The organism is Streptomyces sp. NPDC059668 (assembly GCF_042734135.1).
Lineage (GTDB): Bacteria > Actinomycetota > Actinomycetes > Streptomycetales > Streptomycetaceae > Streptomyces.
Genome location: NZ_JBHWEL010000054.1, coordinates 39,104 through 65,583, shown reverse-complemented (window position 1 = coordinate 65,583; position 26,480 = coordinate 39,104). Strand labels below are relative to the sequence as shown.

The following is a 26,480-nucleotide window of genomic DNA, read 5'->3' as shown; positions in this document are numbered from 1 at the left end:
CTCGACAAGCCCCGCCACGTGGAGACGCAGTGCCTGGCCGACACCCACGGCAACGTGGTCGTGGTCTCCACCCGGGACTGCTCGCTGCAGCGCCGCCACCAGAAGCTGGTGGAGGAGGCTCCGGCGCCGTTCCTGTCGGACGCGCAGGTCGCCGAGTTGTACGCGTCGTCCAAGGCGATCCTCAAGGAGGCCGGCTACGTCGGCGCGGGCACCGTGGAGTTCCTCGTCGGCATGGACGGCACGATCTCCTTCCTGGAGGTCAACACCCGTCTTCAGGTCGAGCACCCGGTCACCGAGGAGGTTGCCGGCATCGACCTGGTCCGGGAGATGTTCCGCATCGCCGACGGCCAGGAACTCGGCTACGGCGACCCCGAACTGCGCGGCCACTCCTTCGAGTTCCGTATCAACGGCGAGGACCCCGGCCGCGGCTTCCTGCCCGCCCCCGGCACCGTCACCACCTTCGCCCCGCCCTCCGGCCCCGGCGTCCGCCTCGACGCCGGCGTGCAGTGCGGCAGTGTGATCGGTCCGGCCTGGGACTCCCTGCTCGCCAAGCTGATCGTGACCGGCCGTACCCGCGAGGAGGCGCTCCAGCGGGCCGCCCGTGCCCTCGACGAGTTCGAGGTCGGCGGGATGGCCACCGCCCTGCCCTTCCACCGCGCGGTCGTGCGCGATCCGGCGTTCGCCCCCGAGCTGACCGGTTCCGCGGACCCGTTCACGGTCCACACCCGCTGGATCGAGACCGGGTTCGTCAACGAGATCCCCGCCTTCACGGCCCTCGCCGACGCGGACGCCGAGGACGGGCCGGGCCGCGATTCCGTCGTGGTCGAGGTCGGCGGCAGGCGTCTCGAGGTGTCGCTGCCGTCCTCGCTCGGCTCGTCGGCCGCCCGCACCGGGCTCGCCACGGGTGTCAGGCCGAAGCGCCGGGCGACCCGCAGGTCCGGCCCGGTCGCTTCGGGCGACACGCTCGCCTCGCCGATGCAGGGCACGATCGTCAAGGTCGCGGTCGAGGAGGGCCAGGAGGTCCAGGAGGGCGATCTCATCGTCGTCCTGGAGGCCATGAAGATGGAACAGCCCCTCAACGCCCACCGCTCCGGCACCGTCAAGGGCCTGAGCGCGGAGGTCGGCGCGTCCGTCACCTCCGGTGCCCCCATGTGTGACATCACCAACTGATTCATGAGCGGATTCTCGGCGAATTCGCCAGGGAACCGTGCGGTCCCCCGTAATTTCCTGCGGAATTCTGACCAGGTCTGACAATTACCTGACACAGGGAACATTGAAACCGCACCTACCGCCCCAGATACTGAATACGAGCTTTCGTCAACTGTCGTGTGGTGGGCCCCGAGGAGAGGGAAACGTATGTACAGCACGCTGATTGTGGCTCGGATGGAACCCGGGTCGAGCGTCGACGTGGCGAAGATTTTCGGTGATTTCGACGACACGGAAATGCCGCACCGCATGGGAACGCGCCGGCGCCAGCTCTTCCAGTACCGGGGTCTTTACTTCCACCTCCAGGACTTCGACGCGGACAACGGCGGCGAGCTGATCCAGCACGCCCGGCACGACGCGCGCTTCGTACAGATCAGTGAGGACCTGAAGCCGTTCATCGAGGCGTACGACCCGGCCACCTGGCGCTCCCCGGCCGACGCGATGGCCACGCGCTTCTACAACTGGGAGGCGTCCGCGTGACCGCCCGACGAGTCGTCATCACCGGCATAGAGGTGCTGGCCCCCGGCGGTGTCGGGGCGAAGAACTTCTGGAACCTGCTGAGCGAGGGCCGTACGGCCACCCGCCGCATCAGCTTCTTCGATCCCAGCCCGTTCCGCTCACGGGTCGCCGCGGAGATCGACTTCGACCCCGCGGAGCACGGGCTGAGCCCGCAGGAGATCCGCCGGATGGACCGCGCCGCGCAGTTCGCGGTGGTCGCCGCCCGCGGCGCGGTCGCCGACAGCGGCATCGACCTCGACGCCCACGACCCCTACCGGGTGGGCGTCACCATCGGCAGCGCCGTCGGCGCCACCATGGGTCTCGACGAGGAGTACAACGTCGTCAGCGACGGCGGCCGGCTGCGCCTGGTGGACCACGCGTACACCACCCCGCATCTGTACAACTACCTGGTCCCGAGCTCCTTCGCGGCCGAGGTCGCCTGGGCGGTGGGCGCGCAGGGTCCCAGCACGGTGGTCTCCACGGGCTGCACGTCCGGCATCGACTCGGTCGGCCACGCCGTCGAGCTGCTCCGCGAGGGCTCGGCCGACGTCATGATCACGGGTTCGTCCGACGCCCCGATCTCGCCGATCACGATGGCGTGCTTCGACGCGATCAAGGCGACGACGCCCAGGGACGACGACCCCGAGCGGGCCTCGCGCCCCTTCGACGGGACCCGCAACGGGTTCGTCCTCGGGGAGGGTGCCGCGGTGTTCGTCCTGGAGGAGCTGGAGAGCGCCCGGCGGCGCGGCGCGCACATCTACGCCGAGATCGCCGGGTACGCGACGCGCTCGAACGCGTACCACATGACGGGTCTGCGGCCGGACGGCGCGGAGATGGCCGAGGCCATCACGACCGCGCTGGACGAGGCGAGGATGAACCCGACCGGGATCGACTACATCAACGCGCACGGCTCGGGCACCAAGCAGAACGACCGCCACGAGACCGAGGCGTTCAAGCGCAGCCTGGGCGACCACGCCTACCGGACCCCGGTCAGCTCGATCAAGTCGATGGTCGGGCACTCGCTCGGCGCGATCGGTTCCATCGAGATCGCCGCGTCCGCGCTGGCGATGGAGAACCACGTCGTGCCGCCCACGGCCAACCTGACCACCCCCGACCCCAAGTGCGACCTCGACTACGTGCCGCTGGTCGCCCGGGAGCAGCTCACCGACGCGGTGCTCACGGTCGGCAGCGGCTTCGGGGGATTCCAGAGCGCCATGGTGCTGGCGCGTCCCGAGAGGAGCGTGGCATGACCACCTCGGTGGTAGTGACCGGTCTGGGCATCGCCGCCCCCAACGGACTGGGCACACAGGACTATTGGGCCGCCACCCGGACCGGAAAGAACGGCATCGGGCGGGTCACCCGCTTCGACCCGTCGTCCTATCCGTCGACCCTGGCGGGCGAGGTGCCGGGCTTCGTCGCCGAGGACGTGCTGCCGAGCCGGCTGCTGCCGCAGACCGATCACATGACGCGGATGGCGCTGGTCGCCGCCGACTGGGCGCTCGCCGACGCGGGGATCGACCCCGCGGAACTGCCGCAGTACGACATGGGCGTCGTCACGGCCAGTTCCTCGGGCGGCTTCGAGTTCGGCCAGGGCGAGCTGGAGAAGCTGTGGAGCCAGGGCAGCCAGTACGTCTCCGCCTACCAGTCCTTCGCCTGGTTCTACGCCGTCAACAGCGGCCAGATCTCCATCCGCAACGGGTTGAAGGGTCCCAGCGGCGTCATCGTCAGCGACGAGGCCGGCGGTCTCGACGCGGTGGCGCACGGCCGGCGGCTCATCCGCAAGGGCACCCCGATGATCGTCTCCGGGGGTGTCGACGCGTCGATCTGCCCGTGGGGCTGGGTGGCGCAGATGGCCGGTGGCCGGCTGAGCACCAGTGACGAACCGACCCGCGCCTACCTGCCCTTCGACGCCGACGCGTCCGGCCATGTGCCGGGCGAGGGCGGCGCCATCCTGATCATGGAGTCGGCCGAGTCGGCGTGTGCGCGCGGCGCCCGGATCTACGGCGAGATCGCGGGCTACGGCTCGACGTTCGACCCACGGCCGGGCAGCGACCGCGAGCCCGGTCTGCGCAAGGCGATCGAACTCGCCCTCGCCGACGCGGACACGGCACCCGGGGACGTCGACGTGGTCTTCGCGGACGCGGCCGGCGTGCCGGAGCTGGACCGGATCGAGGCCGAGGCGATCTCCGCGGTCTTCGGCGTCCGGGGCGTCCCGGTCACCGCGCCCAAGACGATGACCGGCCGGCTGTACTCCGGCGCGGCCCCGCTCGACATCGCCACCGCCCTGCTCGCCGTGGAGGAGGGACTGATCCCCCCGACGGTGCACGTCGACCCCGACGAGGAGTACGGACTCGACCTGGTCCTCACCCAGTCGCGGCCCGCCCAGGTGCGTACCGCGCTGGTCCTGGCCCGTGGCTACGGCGGCTTCAACTCGGCCGTCGTCGTCCGCGCCGTCGACTGACCGGTCCGGTCCGGTCCGGACCGGACCGGACCGGACTCGTGGCCGCGGGCCTCGTCGCGGCTCCGCCTCTTCGGTGACCGGTCCTCCCGTCCGAACGCCCGATCGCCCGAACGGTCCGCCACTCGACCGGTCCGCCACTCGACCGACCGACCCACCGCCTGCCCGCCCGACCGATCCACCGCCCGACCGATCCATCTCGACCTGGGAAGGAACCCACGTGTCCACTACGGAATTCACCTTGGACGACCTGCGCCGCATCCTGCTGGAGGGCGCGGGCGTCGACGAGGGCGTCGACCTCGACGGCGACATCCTCGACGAGCCGTTCGAAGTCCTCGGCTACGAGTCGCTGGCCCTGCTGGAGACCGGCAGCCGCATCGAGCGCGAGTACGGGATCGTCCTCGACGAGGACCTGCTGACCGACGCCGACACCCCGCGCGCCCTCATCGAGGCCGTGAACCAGCAGTTCGGCGCCGACGAGCCCGCCGCCGCCTGACCCCGACGGCTTTCCCGGGCCGGACGAAACCTTTCGCCGTATCCGAGCGGGGCCTTCTCGCGCCGCATCCGAGCGGGGCCTCGTCCGGCCCGGGCCCGCCGCAGCAGTCCCCACGCCACAGGGAGAGGAAGAACATGTCAACGCTGGAGAAGCGGGTCGCCCTCATCACCGGGGCCACCAGCGGCATCGGTCTCGCGTCCGCCCGTGCGCTGGCCGCCGCCGGTCACCGGGTGTTCATCGGCGCGCGCAACGCCGACAACGTCGCCGAGACGGTCAAGACACTCCAGGACGAGGGGGTCGAGGCGGACGGCAGTGTGCTCGATGTCCGCGACCCGGCCTCGGCCGCCGCCTTCGTGCGGGCCGCCGTCGACCGCTTCGGCACCGTCGACGTCCTGGTCAACAACGCCGGCCGGTCCGGCGGCGGTGTCACGGCCGACATCGACGACGAGCTGTGGACCGATGTCATCGACACCAACCTCAACAGCGTCTTCCGGCTGACCCGGGAGGTGCTCAACACGGGCGGCATGCGCCACAGGAGCCGCGGCCGGATCATCAACATCGCCTCCACGGCGGGCAAGCAGGGCGTGGTCCTGGGCGCCCCCTACTCCGCGTCCAAGCACGGAGTGGTCGGCTTCACCAAGGCCCTCGGCAACGAGCTGGCCCCCACCGGCATCACCGTGAACGCCGTCTGCCCCGGCTACGTCGAGACGCCGATGGCCCAGCGCGTGCGCGCCGGGTACGCCGCCGCCTACGACACCTCGGAGGACGCCATCCTCGAGAAGTTCCAGGCGAAGATCCCGCTCGGGCGCTACTCCACTCCGGAGGAGGTGGCCGGCATGGTCGCCTACCTCGCCTCCGACACGGCCGCCTCGGTCACCGCGCAGGCCATCAACGTCTGCGGCGGACTCGGCAACTTCTGAGCGGCCCCCGCCACCCCACCCGCAGGCTCCCCCACCGGCAGCCCGTACCCAGCCATGGAGAAGAAAGCGTCATGACGACCCGTGAGGTAGAGCACGAGATCACGATCGCCGCGCCCGCACCGGCCGTGTACCGGCTGCTGGCGGAGGTCACCAACTGGCCGCGGATCTTCCCGCCCACCATCCACGTCGAGCAGGTCGAGCGGGACGGCTCCGAGGAGCGGATACGGATCTGGGCCACGGCCAACGGCGAGGCGAAGAACTGGACGTCGCGCCGCGAGCTGGACCCCGAGGGCCTGCGGATCACCTTCCGCCAGGAGATACCCGCCCCGCCGGTCGCGGAGATGGGCGGGACCTGGATCATCGAGCCGCTCGGCGGGGACGCCTCCCGGGTGCGGCTGCTGCACGACTACCGCGCGGTCGACGACGACCCGCACGACCTGCTCTGGATCGACCGGGCGGTCGACAGGAACAGCCGCTCCGAGCTGGCCGCGCTGAAGGAGAACGTCGAGTTCGCGCACGCCGCGGAGGAGGTGACGTTCTCCTTCGAGGACACCGTCCTGGTCGACGGTTCGGCGAAGGACGTGTACGCGTTCATCAACGAGGCCGGCCTGTGGTCGCAGCGGCTGCCGCACGTGGCCACGGTCCGCCTGGAAGAGGACACCACAGGCCTGCAGACCCTGGAGATGGACACCCGGGCCAAGGACGGTTCCATCCACACCACCAAGTCCTACCGGGTGACCTTCCCCCACCGGCACATCGCCTACAAGCAGGTCACCCTCCCCGCACTGATGACCCTGCACACCGGCCACTGGACGTTCACCGACACCGACGAAGGCGTCACGGCCACCTCCCAGCACACCGTCACCCTCAACACCGCCACCATCGAGAACGTCCTCGGCCCCGGAGCCACCACCACCGACGCCCGCGCCTACGTCCACAACGCCCTCTCCACCAACAGCCGCGCCACCCTCACCCACGCCAAGGCCTACGCAGAGAACAGGCGTTGACGATGACGACGGACCATCAGGACACCGACACGGCCGGCCTGGACACCGACGTCCTCGTGGTCGGAGCGGGCCCCGCCGGTCTGATGCTCGCCACCGAGCTGAGGCTGGGCGGCGCCGAGGTGGTCGTCGTCGACCAGCGCCCCGGCCCGACCACCGAGTCACGGGCCTCCACGCTGCACGCCCGCACCATGGAGATCCTCGACTCGCGCGGACTGCTGGACGAACTCGGCACGCCGCCGTGCGAGCCGCGCGGCCACTTCGGCGGCGTACCCCTCGACCTGACGCTGCCCGGCCCGTACCCGGGGCAGTGGAAGGTGGCCCAGACCCGCACCGAGGAGCTGTTGCAGCGCCGGGCGGCCGACCTCGGCGCCGATCTGTGGCGCCGGCACCAGCTGCTGTCCCTGACCGTGACGGACGGGGCGGACGGCACGGCCCGGGGCGTGGAGGCCGAGACCATCGGCCCCTACGGTCCGGTCCGTATCCGGGCCCGCTACCTGGTCGGCTGCGACGGCGAGGACAGCACCGTACGGCGGCTGATCCGGGCCCCCTTCCCCGGGCAGGACGCCAGGCGTGAGCTGCTGCGGGCGGACGTCTCCGGCATCAGCGTCGCCGACCGGCGCTTCGAGCGTCTTCGGCACGGGCTCGCCATCGCCGCCACCCGGGACGGGGTGACCCGGGTGATGGTCCACGAGTTCGGCCGGCCTGTGACCGAACGCGGGGGCGGCGAACCGGACTTCACCGAGGTCACCGATGTGTGGAAGCGCGTCACGGGCGAGGACATCAGCCAGGGGACCCCGTTGTGGGTCAACGCGTTCGGGGACGCCAACCGGCAGCTCGCGCGCTACCGGCACGGCCGTGTCCTGTTCGCCGGGGACGCGGCGCACCGGCAGATGCCGAGTGGTGGACAGGCCCTCAACCTGGGTGTCCAGGACGCCTTCAACCTCGGCTGGAAGCTCGCCGCGGTGGTGCGCGGCAGCGCCCCCGAGGAACTTCTCGACACCTATGACACCGAGCGCCACACCGTGGGCCGTCAGGTCCTCGCCAACATCCGGGCCCAGGTCGAGCTGCTGCTCGGCGGTCCGGAGGTCGAACCGGCCCGTTCCCTGCTCACCGAACTCCTCGCCGTGGACGGCGTACGCCGGCACCTGGCCGGGATGATCAGCGGCCTCGGTATCCGGTACGACGTCGGAGGTCTCACGGACGACCCGGACGACCCGGACCGCACCGTCGGCACGGGCGTCGAGGGCGACGGGGGTGACGCGGGAGCGGTGGGAGGCCGCGGCTTCGGGGCCGACACCGCCCTCGGCGCCGGGATCCCTTCCGGTGATCCGGCCGCCGGACACCCGCTGCTCGGACACCCGCTGCTCGGACGGCGGCTGCCGGACGCGTGGCTGGTGCCCACGGAAGACGGAACGCGGCGCCGTACGACCGAGCTGTTGCGCACCGGTCGCGGGCTGCTGCTGTCCCTGGACGGGAGCGGGAACGGGAACGGACACGGACACGGGGACGGTGCCGCGGCGCTGCGCGCGGCGGTGGAGCCCTGGTCGGACCGGGTCGACTTCGTGGCCGGCCCTCCCGAGGCCGGGGGTCCGATCCCCGCGGGCCAGGCCCTTCTCGTACGCCCCGACGGCCATGTGGCCTGGGCCGGTCCGCGTCCGGACGGCCTGTCCGGGGCCCTGACCCGCTGGTTCGGCTTCCCGGCCGGCGGCGACTGAACGCGACCGTACGACCGTAACGCGGACCCCGGCGGCCCCCACCGGCTCGCATCCGCACACGTACACGTACACGCACACGAGGAACCGCACACGCCACCCACCGATGCGAAGCGCGCCCGCGCGCGCGAGGAAAGGACACCCATGGACGCGCAGAGGGACGCGGACGTCATCGTCGTCGGCGCCGGCCCGGCCGGACTGATGCTGGCCGGGGAGCTGCGGCTGGGCGGGGCCGACGTCATCGTCGCCGAGCGGCTGGAGCGGCCCACCGGACAGTCGCGCGGGCTCGGGTTCACCGCCCGCGCGATGGAGTCGTTCGACCAGCGCGGCCTGGTCCCGCGCTTCGGCGGCCTGGAGAAGAGCCCGATGGGCCACTTCGGCGGGGTGCAGTTCGACTACACCGTGCTGGAGGACGCCCACTTCGGGGCCCGTGGGGTCCCGCAGTCCCGGACGGAGGCGGTGCTGGAGGAGTGGGCCCGCGACCTGGGCGCCGACATCCGGCGGGGCTGGGAGTTCCGGGCGCTGGAGCAGGACGGGGACGGGGTCACCGTCACGCTGGCCACGTCCGCCGGGGAACGCACGCTGCGCGCCCCCTATCTGGTGGGTGCCGACGGTGGACACAGCCCGGTGCGCAGGGCCGCGGGTTTCGACTTCCCCGGCACCCCCGCCACCAGGGGCATGTACCTCGCCGACGTGGTGGGCTGTCAGGTCAGGCCCCGCTTCCTGGGCGAGCGGCTGCCCGGCGGCATGGTGATGGCCGCGCCGCTGAAGGAGGGCGTGGACCGGATCATCGTCTGCGAGCACGGCACCCCGCCGGCCGACCGCAGCGAGACCCCGGAGTTCTCCGAAGTGGCGGCGGCCTGGCTGCGGTTGACGGGTGAGGACATCTCCGGCGGGGGCGCCGACTGGGTCAGCTCCTTCACGGACGCCACCCGGCAGGTCACCGAGTACCGGCGCGGCCGGGTGCTGCTCGTGGGCGACGCCGCGCACATCCATCTCCCGGCCGGCGGCCAGGGACTGAGCACCGGGGTCCAGGACGCGGTCAACCTCGGCTGGAAACTGGCCGCGACCGTGCGGGGCCTGGCTCCCCTGGGTCTGCTGGACACCTACCACGACGAACGCCACGCGGTCGGCGCACGACTGCTCATGAACACCAGGGCCCAGGGCACGGTCTTCCTCGGCGGCCCCGAGTCCCAGCCGCTGCGCGACCTGTTCGCCGAGCTCATCGGCCTCGACAGCGTCAAGCGCCATCTCGCCGGTGTGGTCAGCCACCTCGACGTCCGCTACGACCTCGGGGACGGCGGACATCCGCTGGTCGGCCGCCGGCTGCCGCCGCGTGCGCTGGACACCGCCGCGGGCGAGGTCCGTACGCCCGAACTGCTGCACCCCGCCCAGGGTCTGCTGCTCGACTTCGCCGACGACTCCGTGCTGCGCGAGGCCGCGGCCCGCTGGAAGGACCGCGTCACCGTCGTCACCGGTACCCCGCGGGACCCGGCGGCCTTCGGCGGCGCCACCGCGCTGCTGGTCCGTCCCGACGGCTATGTCGCCTGGGCGGACACCGGTACGGCGGAGCTGTCCGCCGCGCTGCACCGCTGGTTCGGCGGCCCCGAGGGCGGTTGAGATCCGGCGCCCCTGCCGACGGCGGGCCGCGTCCCGGTGACCACCGGAGCCCGCACACCAGAGCACGACCACGAGAGGAAGTAACCCAGTGAGCGTTCCCACGGCCGAGACCATCCCCTCGTCCGTATCCGGCCCGTCTCTACCCGGCCCGTCCGTACCCGGTTCGTCCGTGCCGGGCTCGGCCATGTCCCCGGGCGTCCGTCCCGTCGCGCTCCAGGCCGGTGACGTCACGCTCTCCGCGCTGATCGCCCAGCCGGCCGGGCCGCCGCGGGCGACCGTCCTCGCGGTGCACGGCGGAGGGATGAGCGCGGCCTACTTCGACGGGCAGGCCCACCCCGACGTCTCACTGCTCGCCCTCGGCGCCCGGCTCGGCTACACCGTGGTCGCCGTCGACCGGCCCGGTTACGGACTGTCCGCCGCGGACGCCCCGGGCGGGCAGACCCTGGCCGAGCAGGCCGGTGCGCTGCACGCGGCGCTGCGGCATCTGGCCGCGCGCGCCGAGACGGGCGCCGGGGTGTTCCTGCTCGCGCACTCCTTCGGCGGCAAGCTGGCGCTGACGTACGCGGCCTGCCAGGCCGGCGACCCGGATCCGGCCGTCCCGCCGCTGCTCGGACTCGACATCTCCGGGCTCGGCCGCGACTACGTGGTCGACCCGGGCAACGGGCCCGACCCGCACCAGCACCGGAACTGGAAACGGAACTGGGGCGCCCTGCGCTTCTACCCGCCGAACACCTTCCGCGAGGCGGAGGCGATGGTCGCGCCCATGCCCCCGCGCGAGCGGGCCGAGGCCGTGCAGTGGCCGCGCCGGTTCCCGGTCGCCGCGGCGGCGGTGCAGGTCCCGGTACGGCTGACCTTCGCCGAGCAGGAACTGTGGTGGCACCACGACGAGGACACGGTCGCCGACCTGGCCGCGCACTTCGCCTCGGCGCCGTCCGCCTCCGTCGACCGCCAGCCCGGCGCGGGGCACAACATCAGCCTGGGCTGGGCCGCCCGTACGTACCATCTGCGCGCCTTCGCGTTCTTCGAGCAGTGCCTCGCGCGCCGGACCGCGAGCCCGTCCGTCACCCCCTGACGTCATGACGACGACTCGCGGGGCCGGCTACGGGACCGGCACGGACCGTGCGCCGTTCCGGTCGCTGGCCGTGCGCAACTTCCGCCTCTTCGCGGCCGGCCAGGTGGTGTCCGTCGCGGGCACCTGGATGATGGTCACCGCCCAGGACTGGCTGGTGCTCTCCCTCACGGGGGACTCCGGCGCCGCCCTGGGCGTGATGACGGCGCTCCAGTTCACCCCGCTGCTGCTGTTCACGCTGTACGGGGGCCGGCTCGCCGACCGTCATGACAAGCGGCTGCTGCTCACCCTCGCCAACCTCGTCTCCGGCGTCCTCGCGCTGGCGCTCGCCGCGCTCGCGCTGGCCGACTCCGTCCAGCTGTGGCACCTGTACCTCTTCGCGCCGGCCCTGGGCATCGTCAACGCGGTCGAGGTGCCCGCCCGGATGGCCTTCGTCGGCGAGATGGTCGGCGCCGACCTGCTGCCCAACGCGTCCGCGCTGAGCGCCGCCTATTTCAACACCGCCCGTGTGGTGGGACCCGCCCTCGCCGGGCTGCTCATCGCCGCGGTGGGCGCGGGGCCGGCGATGCTGTGCAACGCGGCCAGCTATCTCGCCACCGTGACGGCGCTGCGCCTGATGCGCCCCGGGGAACTGCTGAGGGCACCCGCGCCGGAGCGCGGCGCCCGGGTGATCGACGGGCTGCGGTACGTACGCGGGCGCCCCGATCTGTTCGTCCCGCTGGCGCTGGTCGCGGTCGTCGGCCTGTTCGGCTTCACCTTCCAGCTCACCCTGCCGCTGCTCGCCAGGTCCGTCTTCCACGCGGGCGCCACCACGTTCGGGCTGCTGACCACGGTGTTCGCGGCCGGTTCGCTGCTCGCCGCGTTCGCCACCACCGCCCGCGGCGGCCGCCCGGCGGCCCGTACCGTCACCGGCTCCGCGCTCGCCTTCGGGCTCCTGGAGACCGCGGCCGGCTGGTCGCCCACCTACGCGTGGGCGGCCGTCCTGCTGTTCCTGACCGGCTTCGCCACCCTCTACTTCGCCCAGGCCGCCAACCACCGCATCCAGTTGGGCAGCGACCCCGCCTACCGCGGCCGGGTGATGGCGCTCTACACGCTCATCCTGCAAGGACTCACCCCGCTCGGTGCTCTCCTCGTGGGCTGGCTCACCGTCCGGCACGGTGCGCGCTCCGGCCTCTACGTGGGAGGGATCGCCTCGTCGACGGCGGCGCTCGCGGTGCTGCTCGCGGGGCGGACACGCCGTCTCCTGAACAGTCACCGGCCACGACCGGCACTCCGCCGGGCCCGGCCCCCCTCACGAAAGGCAGCCCCATGAGCGACAAGAACCCGTGCAGTTGGCTCGACCGGCTTCCCGACCCGGTCGCCCTGCGCGCCATGACCCCTGACGAGCGGGCCGGTGCCATCGGCCACTGCCTCCGGCTCGAACTGCACGACCTGCTCGCCGTCCCGCCGGGCCACCGGCTCTCGCCCGCACTGTCGCTGCGCGGCCAGGGCCTCGACCCGCTCGACGCCCTGCACCTGGGGCGCCGGATCCGGCGCGCCCTCGATGCCGAGGTGCCCGCCGAGGTGCTGCGGGAGAGCACCGTCGGCGAGCTGACGGCGCTGCTCGCCCGCTGACCGACCCGTGTCCAGTCCTTCTCAGACCTCTCAAGACATGTGAAGGGGAGATCCCCAGATGGAGCCCGCGATACCCATGGAACTCGACGGCCGACTGACGGAGCTGGCCGAACGCAAGAACACCGCCCGTGCCGGACAGGACCCCAAGGCCACCGAACGCCAGCACGCCAAGGGCAAGCTGACCGCACACGAGCGCATCGAGCTGCTGCTGGACAAGGGCAGCTTCCAGGAGGTCGAACCGCTGCGCCGGCACCGGGCCACCGGCTTCGGCCTGGAGGCCAGGAAGCCCTACGGCGACGGTGTGATCACCGGCTGGGGCACGGTCGAGGGCCGGACCGTCTTCGTCTACGCGCACGACTTCCGCGTCTTCGGCGGCGCGCTCGGCGAGGCCCACGCCTGCAAGATCCACAAAATCATGGACATGGCCATCGCCGCCGGAGCGCCCCTGGTGTCGCTCAACGACGGTGCGGGCGCCCGGATCCAGGAGGGCGTCTCCGCGCTGGCCGGCTACGGCGGCATCTTCCAGCGCAACACCCGGGCGAGTGGGGTGATCCCGCAGATCAGCGTGATGCTGGGCCCGTGCGCGGGCGGTGCCGCGTACTCGCCCGCCCTGACCGACTTCGTCTTCGCCGTCCGTGACATCTCACAGATGTTCATCACCGGGCCCGACGTGGTCCGCGCGGTCACCGGGGAGGAGATCAGCCAGAACGGGCTCGGGGGCGCCGACGTCCACGGCGAGGTCTCCGGGGTGGCCCACTTCGTGCACGACGACGAGGAGAGCTGCCTCGCCGAGGTGCGCTATCTGCTGTCGCTGCTGCCGTCCAACAACCGTGAGCTGCCACCCCGTCACGTCAGCGGCGACCCGGGCGACCGGTCCGGTGACGTGCTGCTGGACCTGGTGCCGCACGACGGGAACCGTTCGTACGACATGCGGGCGGTCGTCGAGGAACTCGTGGACGACGGCGACTTCGTGGAGGTGCACGCGGGCTGGGCGCCGAACATCGTCTGCGCGCTGTCCCGGGTGGACGGCCACACCGTGGGGATCGTCGCCAACCAGCCGGCGGCCATGGCGGGTGTGCTGGACATCAAGGCGAGCGAGAAGGCGGCGCGGTTCGTCCAGTTCTGCGACTCCTTCAACATCCCGCTGGTCACACTGGTCGACGTACCCGGGTTCCTGCCGGGCGTGGACCAGGAGCACGAGGGCATCATCCGGCGCGGCGCGAAGCTCCTGTACGCGTACTGCAACGCGACCGTGCCGCGGGTCTCCGTGGTGCTGCGCAAGGCGTACGGCGGCGCGTACATCGTGATGGACTCCCGGTCCATCGGTGCCGACATCGCGCTGGCCTGGCCGACGAACGAGATCGCGGTCATGGGAGCGGAGGGCGCCGCCAACGTCGTCTTCCGTCGGGAGATCGCGGCCGCGGACGACTCCGACGCGATGCGTAGAGAGAAAATCGACCAATACAAGAGGGAGTTGGTCCACCCTTACTACGCCGCCGAACGTGGGCTGGTCGATGACGTCATCGATCCGCGCGAGACCCGGGCGGTCCTGGCCCGTTCGCTGTCGATGCTCGTCGCCAAGCATGCCGAACTGCCCCGCCGCAAGCACGGCAACCCGCCTCAGTGAGCGGCCCCGAAGAGTGAGTGAGGGAGGATCCATGACCGCACAGCACCCCGATACCGACACCGACCCCGTGGCCGGTCCGCTTTTCCGGATCGAGCGCGGTAGCCCCTCGGCGGAGGAACTGGCCGCCCTGACCGCCGTGCTCATGGCGGTGACCGCCGGCCCCGGCGTCGTACCGGACGATCTCGCCCGCAGGCACCAGGTCGTCGCCCTGTGGCGGCGCCCCGAGCGGGTCACCGGCTACGACGGTCCGCGCACCTGGCGAGCGGCGGCCTGAGCGGATCGGACGGGGGTGGAGCAGACGGAAGGGCCGGAGGGTTCCCAGGAACTCTCCGGCCCTTCGGCTGTGCGGGACCGGGGGGATCCGCGGGCCGGTGGTGGCCGGTCACATGGATCCCCCCGGTTCCGCGAGGTGCGGTCTCAGCGTTCGAGATCCCCGTGCTCGGCGGGATCCCGGAGCATGGAACGCAGCCCCGGTTCCATCCGCACCAGGCGGGCGACCGCGTCCGGGGCGTACAGATACGCGGTGGGCACCGCGCGCACGGCGACCGGCCGGTCCCCGGCACCGGCCAGGGCCACCGCGGCGATATGGGTGGAGCAGAGCGGGAGGTTGCCCACCACCCAGCCCGTCGGCCGCTCGGCGAGTCCGGCCTCGCCGAGGTAGTCGAGGTCGGCGCCGCGCGTCAGCCCGGTGCCCAGACCCTTCAGATACGCCTCCTTCCGCGTCCAGAGCCGGCCGAAGGCCATGGTCCGCTCGTGCTCGGGCAGCTTCCCGAGCTCCTCCCGCTCGGAGGGGTGCAGCGCCGGCAGACACACCTCGACGGTCTCGGCCGACGGCAGCCGCTGCACGTCGGCGCCCACCCGTGCCTCGGCCACCACCACGATCGCCAGACCGTGGCTGTGCGAGAGCGAGAACTGGGGTGCGCCGCCGGGCACCCCGAGCACCACCGGCCGGCCGTGCCGTTCACCGTTGCCCTTGTGCCGCTCGCCGGCGAGGTTGAGCCGGCTGGGCTCGATACCGGTGTATCCGGCCAGCACCCGGCGCAGGCCCACGTGCGCCGCGGCGTACATCTGCCGGTCGTCGGGCCGGCGGTAGGAGTCGGCCCTTCCTCGCTCGTACGCGTCGAGCTCGTCGTACGGGACGTCGCGCGGCGAGTCGGGCGGCGGCAGCAGCCACACGTCCAACTCCCCGCGCCCGACCGAGAGCCGGCGCACCTCCGGGATCAACGGCGGCCTTCCGCGTAGGCCTTGGCGTGGGTGAGGGTGGCGCGGCTGTTGGTGGAGAGGGCGTTGTGGACGTATGCGCGGGCGTCGGTGGTGGTGGCTCCGGGGCCGAGGATGTTCTCGATGGTGGCGGTGTTGAGGGTGACGGTGTGCTGGGAGGTGGCCGTGACGCCTTCGTCGGTGTCGGTGAACGTCCAGTGGCCGGTGTGCAGGGTCATCAGTGCGGGGAGGGTGACCTGCTTGTAGGCGATGTGCCGGTGGGGGAAGGTCACCCGGTAGGACTTGGTGGTGTGGACGGAGCCGTCCTTGGCCCGGGTGTCCATCTCCAGGGTCTGCAGTCCTGTGGTGTCCTCTTCCAGGCGGACCGTGGCCACGTGCGGCAGCCGCTGCGACCACAGGCCGGCTTCGTTGATGAAGGCGTACACGTCCTTCGCCGAACCGTCGACCAGGACGGTGTCCTCGAAGGAGAACGTCAGCCCGGCACCGGCGACATCCCGTTCGGCGTTCTCCTTGAGCGCCGCGAGCTCCGCGCGGGCGCCGCGGTCGACCTCGGCACCGATCCTGTCCAGTTCCTCGGGGGTGTCGCCCACGGCCCGGAACTCGTGCAGCAGCCTTACCCGGGAGGCGTTCTCCCCGAGCGGTTCGACGAGCCAGGCGCCGCCGATCCCGGCGACGTGCGCCTCGGTGACCAGGTGCTGGAAGTTGACCCGCAGAGCGGCGGGTTCGACGATCCGGCGCAGGGGCCGGCTGCGCAGCCCGCCCTCGGTGCTGGGTCCGCCCTCCGTCGAGGGCCCGCTCTCCGCGGGCGGCGCGGTTTCCCAGATCCGCAGCCGTTCCTCGCCCTCGGGGGCCTCCTCGTGTGCGACGTGGATGACCGAGGGGAAGATCCGGGGCCAGTTCTCCACCTCGGCGATCAGCCGGTGGACGGTGTCCGCCGGGACCGCGACGTTGATCTCGTGCGCGACTTGGCGCATGCCCGGGTGCTCCATGCTTGCTGTCTCCTCGTCCTGGTGTGGAGCGCGCGGACGGGACGGGGCGGACCGGGAACGGTGCCGGACGGAAAAGCCGCTGCCGGGTGGGGGAATTCCCGGCAGCGGCCGGCCAGTGGGGTGGGAACGCGCCCATGTGTCCGCGTCCGTGCGCGATCTTGGTGGACGTCCTTCGGCCGTGTGGCGCGGAAGGGCGTTGTTTCACGTGAAACCGGCGACCGGCTCCTGTCGCGCGGTGGCGCGCTGTCCGGACCCGGTGATGCGCTGTCGCGACCCGGCGGGGGGTCGGCCGCCGCCCGGCCGGCCCGCCGCCGGGTGGCTCACTCGCCCGCGGCGCGGGTGTGCACGACCCGGTAGGTGTTCTCGTCCTGCCAGGTCTGGAGCGCGGCGACGCGCGCGTCGACCTTCTGGCGCTCCGGGGAGCGCTCCCCCTGCGGCACGGAACGGAAGGCGTCGTACGCCTCCTTGCTGTCCCACTGGGAGTAGACGACGACGAACTTGCCGTCGATACCGCGGGCACGCAGGCCGCGCAGGACCGTGTGGGTCCGGTAGCCGGGGACGTCGGCCAGCCACGTCTGGGACTCGCCCAGAGCGTCGATCAGGTCCTCCTGGTCGGCCGGCAGCACGCCGAACAGTTCGATGGACGTGTAGTCGTCACGGTCCGGGGAGATCTCCGTGACACCGCCCAGCTCCGGCTTCTGCTGGGTGAAGGCGATCTCGTTCTGGAGCAGACGGATCGAGGTGGTGATCTCGCCGAAGAGCGGCAGTGTGCGGTGCTTGAACTCCTCGCCCGCGTAACGGCTTTCCAGGTCCTCGGTGCTGCGCCACTGGATGAAGTTGGCCGTTCCCGGCTTGTCCTGCCCGGCGTGCACCGTGCTGGATATCCAGCCCTCATAGGCCGCCGTGTCGACGATCTGGCGCATCGCGGCGAGCAGCTTGACCTGCTTCTCGGCGGCGTCGGTCGAGAACAGGTTGAGAACGGTCAGGTGCTGACCATCGGCTGCGATCTTCGGCATTCTCTCGTCTCTTCCGTTCGAGGAAAGGTGAGTTGCGAATGGAGGTACGAATGCAGCATGGCAAGCGGATCCGCCCATGTGAAAGGCTCCGCGGTTCAGGAATGACGGCTCATTTGTCAATTGTTCGAGGGGGGTGTCAGATCTTTCTCAACTTCGTCAGAGCTGTGAAAAACGGCCTTGGTCGCCGATTGGCGCGGGCGCCATGCTCGGGTAATGCAGTCAGGCCCGGAAGAATCAGAGATAGCCACTCTCCTGGACCGGTACCTCATCGGTCTCGACGACGACGAACTCGACGACGCGTGGGCGCGGGGGCTCTTCACGAAGGACGCCCTGGTCGAGTTCCCCATGAGCCGGCACGAAGGTCTCGAAGGACTCGCCGGCTACCACCGTGACGCGCTGACGGCCTTCGCCGCCACCCAGCACCTGGGATCACCCGCGTTCGTCGCCCTCGACGGCGACGGTGAGCGGGCCACCCTGCGCGCGAACCTCGTCTCGACGCACGTCCACCACCCCGGTGCGGCCGACGAGCCCCTGTTCCAGGTCGGCACCCTCGCCACCGGTGAGGCGCGCCGTGCCGCCGAGGGCTGGCGGCTCTCCTCCCTGACCTTTCGCGTGCTGTGGAGCCGCGGCACCCCGCCCCGACCCCAGGAGCCCCGATGACGACTCTGGCAGCGGCCAGCGCCCAGGACATGAAGCTCGCGGTCATGCTCGCCGACATCGGGGTGGTGCTCGTGGCGGGCGCCGCGCTCGGCCGGCTGGCGCAGAGGCTGCGCCAGCCGGTGGTCGTCGGTGAGATCATCGCGGGCATCCTGCTCGGCCCCAGCGTCCTCGGGCTGCTGCCGGGAAACCCGACCGAGCGTCTCTTTCCCGCCGACGTCCGGCCGTTGCTGTCCGCGGTCTCCCAGGTCGGCCTGATCCTGTTCATGTTCGTGGTCGGCTGGGAGTTCGAGAAGCGGCTGATCCGGCCGCACGCGCGGCTCGCCGCGGGTGTCTCGCTGTCGTCGATCGCGATGGCGTTCGGCCTGGGGGTGGCGCTCGCCCCGTTCCTCTACGACGAGCACGCCACCGTGGCCGGGCACCACATCTCCTTCGTCGCGTTCGCCACCTTCATCGGCACCGCGATGTCGGTGACCGCCTTCCCGGTACTGGCGCGCATCCTCACCGAGAACAAGCTGCTGGACACCCGCGCCGGCTCGCTCTCGCTGGCCAGCGCCGCCATCGACGACCTGCTCGCCTGGTGCCTGCTGGCGTATGTCTCCGCCCTCGTCACGGCGAACGGCGACTACTCCGACCTCGCCCGCATCGGGCTCTGGAGCGCCGCCTACGTCGTGGGGATGCTCCTGGTCGTGCGGCCGCTGGTGGCCCGTCTGGTCTGGCGCTGGGCCGCCACCGAACGGTGGTCGGCGTTGCTCGCGGTGCTCTGCGCGGGCGCCCTGACCTCGGCCTGGCTGACCACCTGGATCGGCATCCACGCCATCTTCGGGGCCTTCCTGTTCGGGTTCGTGATGCCCCGTGAACCCGCGATGGTCCTGGCCGAGCATCTGCGCAAGCCCATGGACCACGTCAGCGTCGTACTGCTCCCGGTCTTCTTCATCGTCACCGGGCTCGGCGTGGACCTCGGCGCGCTCACCTCCGGCGATCTCGTCGCGCTCGTCGCGATCATCGTGGTGGCCTGCGCCGGCAAGCTGGTCGGCGCGATCCTTCCGGCGCGGCTGGCCGGGTTCTCCTGGCGGGAGGCGAAGGACCTGGGGCTGCTGATGAACACCCGGGGTCTGACCGAACTCATCATCCTCAACGCGGCGGTGAGCCTCGGTGTGCTCGACGGACGCATGTTCACCATGCTCGTGATCATGGCGCTCGTCACGACGGCGATGGCGGGACCGCTGCTGTCCCGGCGCCGTCCGGTGGCGGCCCAGGTGTCCGAGTCGTCGCAGACGGCGGAGGCGCGCGAGGTGTCCGGGACATCCAGGGCGTCCGAGGAGCCGGCCGCCTACGGCCCGGAAGCCGCCGGGGACTTCATCCGGCCACGCGGCTGAGGCTCGTGCGCCCGACCTCGACGCACCCGACCCGCACGCTCCGGCCGCTCACGTACCCGACCTCCGCGTCCCGGCCTCCGCCCGGCCGGGGCTCCCGAGCCGCTGGGGTCCCCGGCGGCCCGCATCCCGCGCACCCGGTCCGAAGCGTGCGCGTATCTCCGTAACCCGTAACCCGTAACCCGTAACCCGTAACCCGTAACCCGTAACCCGTATCCGAGAACGAGAGGGCTGTCGTGATACCCGTTTCGCAAGCCATCCCCGAGCAGCTCGGTCCGGTCGACGGCCGTGCGCTGCGCACCGTGTGCGGACACTTCGCCACCGGTGTCACGGTGATCACCTCGGGCAGCGGCGAGAACGCCGCGGGCGCCACGGTGAACTCCTTCACCTCGGTCTCCCTGGAACCGGCGCTGGTGCTCATCTGCCTGCACGACAACTCCCGGCTGCTGCCCGTGGTCCAGGAGTCCGGCGGCTTCGTCGTGAACTTCCTGACGCAGCGGCAGGAGCCGGTGGCCTGGGCCTTCGCGGGCCGGCGGACCGCCCGGATCGAGGAGGTGCCGCACCACGGGTCGGTCCACGATCTGCCGGTGCTCAGTGAGGCGCTGGCGCATCTGGAGTGCCGGCTGGTCGCCGAGTACGACGGCGGCGACCACACCATCCTGCTGGGCGAGGTCGTCTCTCTCGGCGCGCCCGCCGGGGAGGAGGACCCGCTGATCTTCTTCCAGGGCGCCATGCGGGAACTCGGCGACGACCGGGTCCTGCCGGGCCGGTGACCCGGTGACGGACGTGAGCGGTGCCGGGGCGGGCGGCCCGGCCTCAGTGCTGACGGGCCGAGGCCTGCTCCTCCGCCGTGTCGAACTCCTGCCGCGCCTGCTCGACCAGCGGCAGGTGGACCGTCGACCAGTCCGTGAGCGAGGCGAACAACGGTGCCAGGGTCCGTCCCAGGTCGCTGATCTGGTACTCCACCCGGGGCGGTACCTCGGGGAAGTACGTGCGGATCACCAGCCCGTCGCGCTCCAGCTGACGCAGCCGCTGGGTCAGCACCTTCGGCGTGATGGTGCCGATGTTGCGCTGCAGTTCCACGAAGCGCTGGGTTCCGAAGGCGTTCAGCGTCCACAGGATCGGCGTGGTCCAGCGGCTGAACACGATGTCGAGGACCGGCTCGATCAGACAGGGCTGCCGGGAACCGGCCGCGGCCGCGTGCGCGGCCTTGGGACCGGCCGGAGCCGGGGTGGCGCCGTCGCCCACGGTCCCGGCACCCCCGGGTGTCGCGCCGCCGTTCCTGGCCGCGGTGCTCTTCATACAGATCATCACCTTCCGGGAAGTCACTTTCCTCTAGGTACCTACTTTACTCGGGATGCTAGCTTCCGAGAAGCCAGCGATATCCGCACCTCCCCGCACGTCCCCGTCCGAGAAATCTCATGCTCCTAGGGAGTGACATGTCCATCCAAGAGTCCACCCACAGCCCCGCGGTGGCGGGCGACTCCGGGCCGGTCCGCCGCCCCGGACTCATCCTGGCCTTCCTCTGCCTGGCCGGCTTCATGACCTTCCTCGACGTCTCGATCGTGAACGTCGCCCTGCCGACCATCGAGGACGAACTCAACATCTCCACGACCGCGCTGCAGTACGTGGTCACCACCTACGGCATGCTCCTGGGCGGCTTCCTGCTGCTGACCGGCCGGCTCGCCGACACCCTCGGCCGCCGCCGGATGCTCCAGACCGGCCTGCTCCTGTTCGCCGGCGCCTCCCTGCTCGCCGGGGTCTCCCAGAACGCCGCGATGCTGATCGGCGCCCGCGGCGCGCAGGGCCTGGGCGCCGCGTTCATCGCCACCGCCGCGCTCAGCCTGCTGACCAACAACTTCGAGGAGGGCCCGGCCCGCAACAAGGCCCTCGGCGCCTGGGGCGCGCTCAGCGGTCTCGCCGCCGTCGCCGGCGTCACCCTCGGCGGTCTGCTCACCGACGGTCCCGGCTGGCGCTGGATCTTCTTCATCAACGTGCCGATCGGCATCATCGGCGCCCTGGTCGCGCCGATGGTCGTCGGCGAGAGCCGCTCCGCCGAACGCAGCAGGTCCTTCGACGTCGCCGGTGCCGTCACCCTCACCGGCGGCCTGGTCGCGCTGATCTTCACCCTCGGCCAGACGGTCTCCGACTCCGACGTCCCGACCGGCCGGGTCATCGGCGGCTTCGTCCTCTCCGCGCTCCTGCTCGTCTCCTTCGTCCTGATCGAGCGCCGCGCCAAGGAGCCGCTGATGCCGCTCGGCGTCTTCCGCCGCCCCTCGCTGCGCGCCGCCAACGTCATCGCCGTCCTGCTGCTCGGCACCTGCGTGACCCTGTTCTTCTTCGCCAGCCTCTTCATGCAGCAGGTCCTGGACTACTCCGCCGTCAGGACCGGTTTCGCCTACGTGCCGCTCGCGGTGCTCACCGCCGTCGGCGCCGGCATCGCCTCCCAGGTCGTCACCAAGGTCGCCGCCAAGCCCGTCCTGCTGGTCGGTCTCGCACTCGCCGCGACCGGCATGATGCTCCTGTGGCGCGCCCCGTCCGACGCCTCGTACCTGACGGACGTGCTGCCCGCCTTCGTCCTCATGGGCCTCGGGCTCGGCATGTCCTTCGTCCCGCTCCAGGTCTCGGCGTTCGCCGGGATCGAGGAGCGCGAGTCGGGTCTGGCCGCCGGTCTCATCAACACCGCCCAGGAGGTCGGCGGCGCGCTCGGCCTGGCCGTCGCGGCGACCTACGCCTTCCGCCGCGTCGACGAGCTGACGGCCAAGGCCCACGGAGTCCCGGCCCTGGTCCAGGACGCCCGTACGACCGTCTTCCACGACGCGTTCCTCGTCGGTGCCTGCTTCGCCGCGGCCGCCTTCCTGGTGACCCTGGTGCTGCTGCCGCTGACCAAGTCCTCCGAGCAGTCCTCGGCCGTGCCCGCGCACGCCTGACGGAAGAACGGACCCGGCCATGTCCAAGCAACTGCCCCTGTCCGCCGCGGCGGAGGAGTTCCTCGCCGAGAACGCCCTGTGCACCCTGACCACCCTGCGCCCGGACGGCACACCGCACGTGGCGCCCGTACGGTTCACCTGGGACGGCGAGGCGGGCCTGGCCCGGGTGATGACCACCGTGCACCGCCGCAAGTCCCGCAACCTGCTGGCCGCGGCCGGCGGCCGGGCCGCCGTGTGCCAGCTGGTGGGGCCCCGCTGGATCACCCTGGAGGGCCCGGCGACCGTCTCCACCGACCCGCCCCGGGTGGTGGAGGGGATGCGCCGCTACGCCAAGCGGTACTGGTCCCAGCCGCCGCAGCCGCCCGGTCTGGCGGTCATCGAGATCGCGGTGGACCGGGTGATGGGTCTGTACTGAACCGGTCCCGCACCGCACGCCCGTACCGGGCGGTGGTGCCGGGCGGACGAGAGGGTGCCGGAAGACACTTCCGGCACCCTCTCGCATGCTCCCCCGGTAGAAGGCACCCGGTACCGCCCCGCAGCTGCCGGGCCTCTGACGAACTTGTCAGAACTTGTCAGAGCTCTGTACCGGCGGCCATTCAGCTTCCCGGGAACCCTCGGAATACTGGAGAAAACGCCAGCGGGAGAGGGAATATGGACGCTTTCAATGCCGATGTGATCGTTGCCGGTGCGGGACCCTCCGGGCTCATGCTCGCAGGGGAACTCCGCCTCTCGGGTCTCTCGGTCATCGTGCTCGACCGGCTGGAACAGCCGATGCAGCAGTCCCGCGCCCTGGGGTTCTCGGCCCGTACGATCGAGGAATTCGGCCAGCGTGGACTTCTCGGGGAATTCGGTCCGCTGGAGACCATACCCGGCGGCCATTTCGGCGGACTTCCCATCGACTACCGCATTGTCGAGGGCGGCAATTTCGGGGTCCGCGGAGTTCCGCAGTCGCGCACCGAGGCCATCCTCGACAAGTGGGCCGTGGGCCTGGGCGCCGACGTCCGCCGGGGCCACGAGGTCATCGGCGTGACGCAGGACGAGGACGCCGTCCGGATCGAGGTCGCGGGCCCCGAGGGAGTGGAGACCCTGCGCGCCGCGTACGTCGTCGGCTGCGACGGAGCCCGCAGCACCGTCCGCCACCTGGCCGGGATCGACTTCCCCGGGGTCGGCGCCACCATCGAGATGAAGATGGCCGACGTCGCCGGCGTCCAGCTGCGGCTGCGCCCCACCGGCGAGGTCGGCGAGGCCGGCATGGTCGTCGTCCTGCCGCTCGGCCCGGGCGCCACCCGCGTGGTGGTCTTCGAGCGTGGCGCGGGCGTCCGTCCCACCCAGGAGCCGCCCACCTTCGAGGAGGTGGCCGCCGCCTTCCAGCGGGTCACCGGCGAGGACATCAGCGGCGCCCAGCCGCTGTGGACCAGCTACTTCACCGACGCCAGCCGGCACGCCGCCGAGTACCGCAAGGGCCGGGTCTTCCTGGCCGGCGACGCCGCCCACATCCACCTGCCGATCGGCGCCCAGGGCATCAGCGCGGGCGTCGGCGACGTCGTCAACCTGGGCTGGAAGCTCGCCGCGGCCGTCAAGGGCCACGCCCCCGCGGGCCTGCTCGACACGTACCACTCCGAGCGCCACCCGGTCGGCGCCCGCATCGTCCACAACACCCTGGTCCAGCGCACCCTCTACCTGGGCGGCCCCGAGGCCCAGCCGCTGCGCGACCTGTTCGCCGAACTGGTCCGGATCGAGGACGTACGGCGTCACCTCGTCGGTCTGGTCACCGGGCTCGACATCACCTACGGAGCCGTCGAGGGCGGCCACCCGCTGCTCGGCCGCAGGCTGCCCGACCAGGACCTGCTGGTCGGCGGCGAGAGGACCACCACCTACGAGCAGCTGCACGCGGGCCGTCCGGTCCTGCTCGACCTGCACGACAGCGCCGCGCTGCGCGAGGCCGCGGCCGGCTGGGCCGACCGCGTCGACATCGTCACCGCGACCCGCCGCCCCGACGCCGGAGCGCCGGCCGCCGACCTCCTCGTACGCCCCGACGGCTATGTCGCCTGGGTCGGCGCCGAAGGCTCCGCCGAGGGACTGACCGACGCGCTCGCGCGGTGGTTCGGCGAGCCCCGCGACGCCGCCTGAGCCCCACCCGGCCCCCCGACCGGTCGAACCCGAACCCCCGTAGGACGCGCGCCACCCATCCGACCCGTCCGTGAAACGAGAAAGAGGAGTGCGGTCTTGCCCACCAAGGCTGAGGAAGCGAAGAAGGCCGACAAGGCCGCCGAGTGGACCGAATGCGACGTAGCCATCCTGGGGTCGGGCCTCGCGGGCTCGATCATGGGAGCGATCCTGGCCCGCCAGGGCGCCGACGTGGTGCTCATCGACGCCGGGCAGCACCCCCGGTTCGCCGTCGGCGAGTCCCAGAACCCGCAGCTCGTCGAGTGGCTGCACATCCTGGCCGTGCGCTACGACGTCCCCGAGATCAAGCACATGCTGGACGTGAAGGCGGTCACCGAGCACATCGGCCCGACGCACGGCCGCAAGCAGAGCTTCGGCTTCGTCACGCAGCGGCCGAACCGCGAACCGGACCCGCGCGAGGCGACGATGTTCGTCATCCCGAAGATGCTCACCGAGGCGGTGCACCTCTTCCGGCAGGACACCGACTCGCACTATCTGAACGTCGCCGCGAAGTACGGCTGCACCCTGCGCCAGAACTGGTTCGCCACCGACCTGGACGTCGACGACGACGGCGTCACGATCACCGGCAGGAACGGCGAGGTCTTCCGCGCCAAGTACCTGATCGACGCGAGCGGCTTCCGCTCCCCGCTGGCCGAGAAGTTCGACCTGCGCGAGAACCCGCCCCGGCACAAGCACCACGCGCGCTCGCTCTTCACGCACTACGTCGGCATCAAGCCGTACGACGACGTGTGCAACTACCCGGAGGCGCTCCGCCCGCCCGCCGAGTCTCCCTTCCACGGCGGCACCCTGCACCACCTCATCGAGCGCGGCTGGTTCTGGATCATCCCGTTCGACAACTACAAGGACTCCAAGAACCCGGCCTGCAGTGTCGGTCTGACCTTCGACGAGCGGCTGTACCCGAAGCCGAAGGACATGACGCCCGACCAGGAGTTCAACCACTACCTGGACATGTACCCGGCGGTGAAGCGGCAGTTCGACGGGGCCAAGCGGATCCGTGAGTGGGTCTCCACCGACCGGATCCAGTACTCCTCCAAGCGCACCATCGGCGCCCGCTGGTGCCTGATGTCGCACGCGGCCGGCTTCATCGACCCGCTGTACTCACGCGGCCTGTCCAACACCTTCGAGGTCGTCGACGCGCTCGCCTACCGGATCCTGGACGCCCTGCGCGAGGACGACTTCACCGAGGAGCGCTTCGAGTACGTCGAGCGCCTGGAGCAGGGACTCCTGGAGTACAACGACAAGATCGTCAACAGCTCGTACATCGCCTTCAGCCACTTCCGGCTGTGGAACGCGGTGTTCCGGGTCTGGGCCTGCTTCACCACCCCGGCCACCATGCGGCAGATCATGGCGCGCCAGAACTTCCAGCTCGACGGCGACGACCGGCACTTCAAGGAGATGGAGAAGGCGCCGTACACGGGCCTGTGGTGGCCGGACAGCCACGCCTTCAAGGTCCTCTTCGACATCACCGCCGAGACCTGCGAACGGTACGAGGCCGGCGAGATCGACGGGGACAAGGCCGCGGACATCGTCTTCGAGGCGATCCGTGACTGCGAGTCGGTCAACACCCCGTTCGGCTGGAAGGGCCCCGAGGACCTCCGGTTCTTCCGGGCCACCACGCCCACGATGATGAAGTTCATGTGGTGGGCGAGCACCTCCGGCCCCAAGGAGATGCGCGACCTCGGCCGTTCGATGCTCGCCGGAGTCGTCAAGCAGGGCATGAAGGGCCGCAAGGTCTCCTGACCCGGGCCGCGGCCGACCCCGCCGGCCCCGCCGAGTCCCTTGCCCCGCCCCCCGCGGGCGGTGGGGGGCCGCCGCCCCCCCCGAGGCGCCGGCGCGGCGCCCCCGCGGCGCGGGCGGAGTACACCCACCAGGACACC

25 protein-coding genes are annotated in these 26,480 nt (G+C 71.4%); 21 read left to right on the top strand and 4 right to left on the bottom strand.

Annotation, left to right across the window (positions count from 1 at the left end; translation table 11 throughout):
- The 14 genes from ACFV2J_RS30455 to ACFV2J_RS30390 all read left to right on the top strand — a co-directional run.
- Positions 1 to 1,170: biotin/lipoyl-containing protein (locus ACFV2J_RS30455; RefSeq protein ID WP_385441631.1), on the top strand; the 1,170-nt coding region annotated here is incomplete at its 5' end.
- Positions 1,171 to 1,356: 186 nt separating this feature from the next.
- Positions 1,357 to 1,686: a TcmI family type II polyketide cyclase gene (locus tag ACFV2J_RS30450; RefSeq protein ID WP_385097114.1), complete on the top strand. Its 330-nt coding sequence runs from the start codon at positions 1,357 to 1,359 to the stop codon at positions 1,684 to 1,686.
- A complete protein-coding gene (locus ACFV2J_RS30445; protein ID WP_385097117.1) occupies positions 1,683 to 2,954 on the top strand; it encodes a beta-ketoacyl-[acyl-carrier-protein] synthase family protein in 1,272 nt (423 codons plus the stop codon). The genes ACFV2J_RS30450 and ACFV2J_RS30445 overlap by 4 nt, the downstream gene beginning before the upstream one ends.
- Positions 2,951 to 4,165: a ketosynthase chain-length factor gene (locus ACFV2J_RS30440; RefSeq protein WP_385097120.1), complete on the top strand. Its 1,215-nt coding sequence runs from the start codon at positions 2,951 to 2,953 to the stop codon at positions 4,163 to 4,165. The genes ACFV2J_RS30445 and ACFV2J_RS30440 overlap by 4 nt, the downstream gene beginning before the upstream one ends.
- 217 nt (positions 4,166 to 4,382) lie before the next feature.
- Positions 4,383 to 4,658, top strand: coding sequence for an acyl carrier protein (locus ACFV2J_RS30435; protein ID WP_385083102.1), 276 nt, complete (start codon positions 4,383 to 4,385; stop codon positions 4,656 to 4,658).
- 134 nt (positions 4,659 to 4,792) lie between these two features.
- On the top strand, positions 4,793 to 5,578 hold the full coding sequence (fabG, locus tag ACFV2J_RS30430) for a 3-oxoacyl-ACP reductase FabG (RefSeq protein WP_385083101.1): 786 nt from the start codon (positions 4,793 to 4,795) through the stop codon (positions 5,576 to 5,578).
- A 71-nt stretch (positions 5,579 to 5,649) separates the two neighbouring features.
- Positions 5,650 to 6,585, top strand: a complete 936-nt coding sequence (locus ACFV2J_RS30425; RefSeq protein ID WP_385083100.1) for an aromatase/cyclase — start codon at positions 5,650 to 5,652, stop codon at positions 6,583 to 6,585.
- A 2-nt stretch (positions 6,586 to 6,587) separates the two neighbouring features.
- On the top strand, positions 6,588 to 8,300 hold the full coding sequence (locus ACFV2J_RS30420; RefSeq protein ID WP_385083098.1) for an FAD-dependent monooxygenase: 1,713 nt from the start codon (positions 6,588 to 6,590) through the stop codon (positions 8,298 to 8,300).
- Between the two features lie 141 nt (positions 8,301 to 8,441).
- A complete protein-coding gene (locus tag ACFV2J_RS30415; RefSeq protein ID WP_385083097.1) occupies positions 8,442 to 9,917 on the top strand; it encodes an FAD-dependent monooxygenase in 1,476 nt (491 codons plus the stop codon).
- A 184-nt stretch (positions 9,918 to 10,101) separates the two neighbouring features.
- Positions 10,102 to 10,989: an alpha/beta hydrolase gene (locus ACFV2J_RS30410; RefSeq protein ID WP_385083134.1), complete on the top strand. Its 888-nt coding sequence runs from the start codon at positions 10,102 to 10,104 to the stop codon at positions 10,987 to 10,989.
- 4 nt (positions 10,990 to 10,993) lie between these two features.
- Positions 10,994 to 12,298 (top strand): MFS transporter, encoded by a 1,305-nt coding sequence (locus tag ACFV2J_RS30405; protein WP_385083096.1) that lies wholly within the window; start codon positions 10,994 to 10,996, stop codon positions 12,296 to 12,298.
- Entirely contained in the window at positions 12,295 to 12,600 is a 306-nt protein-coding gene (locus ACFV2J_RS30400) for an acyl carrier protein (RefSeq protein ID WP_385083094.1), read from the top strand. The genes ACFV2J_RS30405 and ACFV2J_RS30400 overlap by 4 nt, the downstream gene beginning before the upstream one ends.
- 58 nt (positions 12,601 to 12,658) lie before the next feature.
- Positions 12,659 to 14,227, top strand: a complete 1,569-nt coding sequence (locus ACFV2J_RS30395) for an acyl-CoA carboxylase subunit beta (protein ID WP_385083093.1) — start codon at positions 12,659 to 12,661, stop codon at positions 14,225 to 14,227.
- Between the two features lie 31 nt (positions 14,228 to 14,258).
- The gene (locus tag ACFV2J_RS30390) at positions 14,259 to 14,501 is read left to right on the top strand and encodes an acyl-CoA carboxylase subunit epsilon (protein WP_385083092.1); all 243 of its coding nucleotides are present in this window, start codon (positions 14,259 to 14,261) and stop codon (positions 14,499 to 14,501) included.
- Positions 14,502 to 14,644: 143 nt separating this feature from the next.
- Here the strand turns inward: ACFV2J_RS30390 and ACFV2J_RS30385 are convergent, their stop codons facing one another.
- The 3 genes from ACFV2J_RS30385 to ACFV2J_RS30375 form a co-directional block, all read right to left on the bottom strand.
- Positions 14,645 to 15,451 carry a 4'-phosphopantetheinyl transferase family protein gene (locus ACFV2J_RS30385; protein ID WP_385083091.1) on the bottom strand — a complete coding sequence of 269 codons (807 nt, stop codon included), beginning with the start codon at positions 15,449 to 15,451 and terminating at the stop codon, positions 14,645 to 14,647.
- Complete coding sequence (locus tag ACFV2J_RS30380; RefSeq protein ID WP_385083090.1) at positions 15,448 to 16,437, bottom strand: aromatase/cyclase; 990 nt, start codon at positions 16,435 to 16,437, stop codon at positions 15,448 to 15,450. The genes ACFV2J_RS30385 and ACFV2J_RS30380 overlap by 4 nt, the downstream gene beginning before the upstream one ends.
- Positions 16,438 to 16,757: 320 nt before the next feature.
- Complete coding sequence (locus ACFV2J_RS30375) at positions 16,758 to 17,453, bottom strand: antibiotic biosynthesis monooxygenase family protein (RefSeq protein ID WP_385083088.1); 696 nt, start codon at positions 17,451 to 17,453, stop codon at positions 16,758 to 16,760.
- Positions 17,454 to 17,666: 213 nt separating this feature from the next.
- Here ACFV2J_RS30375 and ACFV2J_RS30370 point away from each other — a divergent pair, with 213 nt between their 5' ends.
- The 3 genes from ACFV2J_RS30370 to ACFV2J_RS30360 all read left to right on the top strand — a co-directional run bounded on the left by ACFV2J_RS30370 (position 17,667) and on the right by ACFV2J_RS30360 (position 20,259).
- Positions 17,667 to 18,113, top strand: a complete 447-nt coding sequence (locus ACFV2J_RS30370; protein ID WP_385441618.1) for a nuclear transport factor 2 family protein — start codon at positions 17,667 to 17,669, stop codon at positions 18,111 to 18,113.
- The gene (locus tag ACFV2J_RS30365) at positions 18,110 to 19,489 is read left to right on the top strand and encodes a cation:proton antiporter (RefSeq protein WP_385441615.1); all 1,380 of its coding nucleotides are present in this window, start codon (positions 18,110 to 18,112) and stop codon (positions 19,487 to 19,489) included. The genes ACFV2J_RS30370 and ACFV2J_RS30365 overlap by 4 nt, the downstream gene beginning before the upstream one ends.
- A gap of 233 nt (positions 19,490 to 19,722) precedes the next feature.
- Positions 19,723 to 20,259 carry a flavin reductase family protein gene (locus ACFV2J_RS30360; protein ID WP_385089098.1) on the top strand — a complete coding sequence of 179 codons (537 nt, stop codon included), beginning with the start codon at positions 19,723 to 19,725 and terminating at the stop codon, positions 20,257 to 20,259.
- Positions 20,260 to 20,302: 43 nt separating this feature from the next.
- Here ACFV2J_RS30360 and ACFV2J_RS30355 read toward each other — a convergent pair whose 3' ends face one another.
- Positions 20,303 to 20,788, bottom strand: coding sequence for a winged helix-turn-helix transcriptional regulator (locus ACFV2J_RS30355; protein WP_385089095.1), 486 nt, complete (start codon positions 20,786 to 20,788; stop codon positions 20,303 to 20,305).
- Positions 20,789 to 20,925: 137 nt separating this feature from the next.
- On the opposite strand from ACFV2J_RS30355, the gene ACFV2J_RS30350 reads away from it, so the two are divergent.
- The 4 genes from ACFV2J_RS30350 to ACFV2J_RS30335 all read left to right on the top strand — a co-directional run bounded on the left by ACFV2J_RS30350 (position 20,926) and on the right by ACFV2J_RS30335 (position 26,343).
- A complete protein-coding gene (locus ACFV2J_RS30350) occupies positions 20,926 to 22,416 on the top strand; it encodes an MFS transporter (RefSeq protein ID WP_385089092.1) in 1,491 nt (496 codons plus the stop codon).
- Between the two features lie 19 nt (positions 22,417 to 22,435).
- Positions 22,436 to 22,831 (top strand): pyridoxamine 5'-phosphate oxidase family protein, encoded by a 396-nt coding sequence (locus ACFV2J_RS30345; protein WP_153289575.1) that lies wholly within the window; start codon positions 22,436 to 22,438, stop codon positions 22,829 to 22,831.
- A gap of 236 nt (positions 22,832 to 23,067) precedes the next feature.
- Positions 23,068 to 24,546: an FAD-dependent monooxygenase gene (locus ACFV2J_RS30340; RefSeq protein ID WP_385089090.1), complete on the top strand. Its 1,479-nt coding sequence runs from the start codon at positions 23,068 to 23,070 to the stop codon at positions 24,544 to 24,546.
- 96 nt (positions 24,547 to 24,642) lie between these two features.
- Positions 24,643 to 26,343 carry an NAD(P)/FAD-dependent oxidoreductase gene (locus ACFV2J_RS30335; protein WP_385089087.1) on the top strand — a complete coding sequence of 567 codons (1,701 nt, stop codon included), beginning with the start codon at positions 24,643 to 24,645 and terminating at the stop codon, positions 26,341 to 26,343.
- Positions 26,344 to 26,480 lie beyond the last annotated feature (137 nt).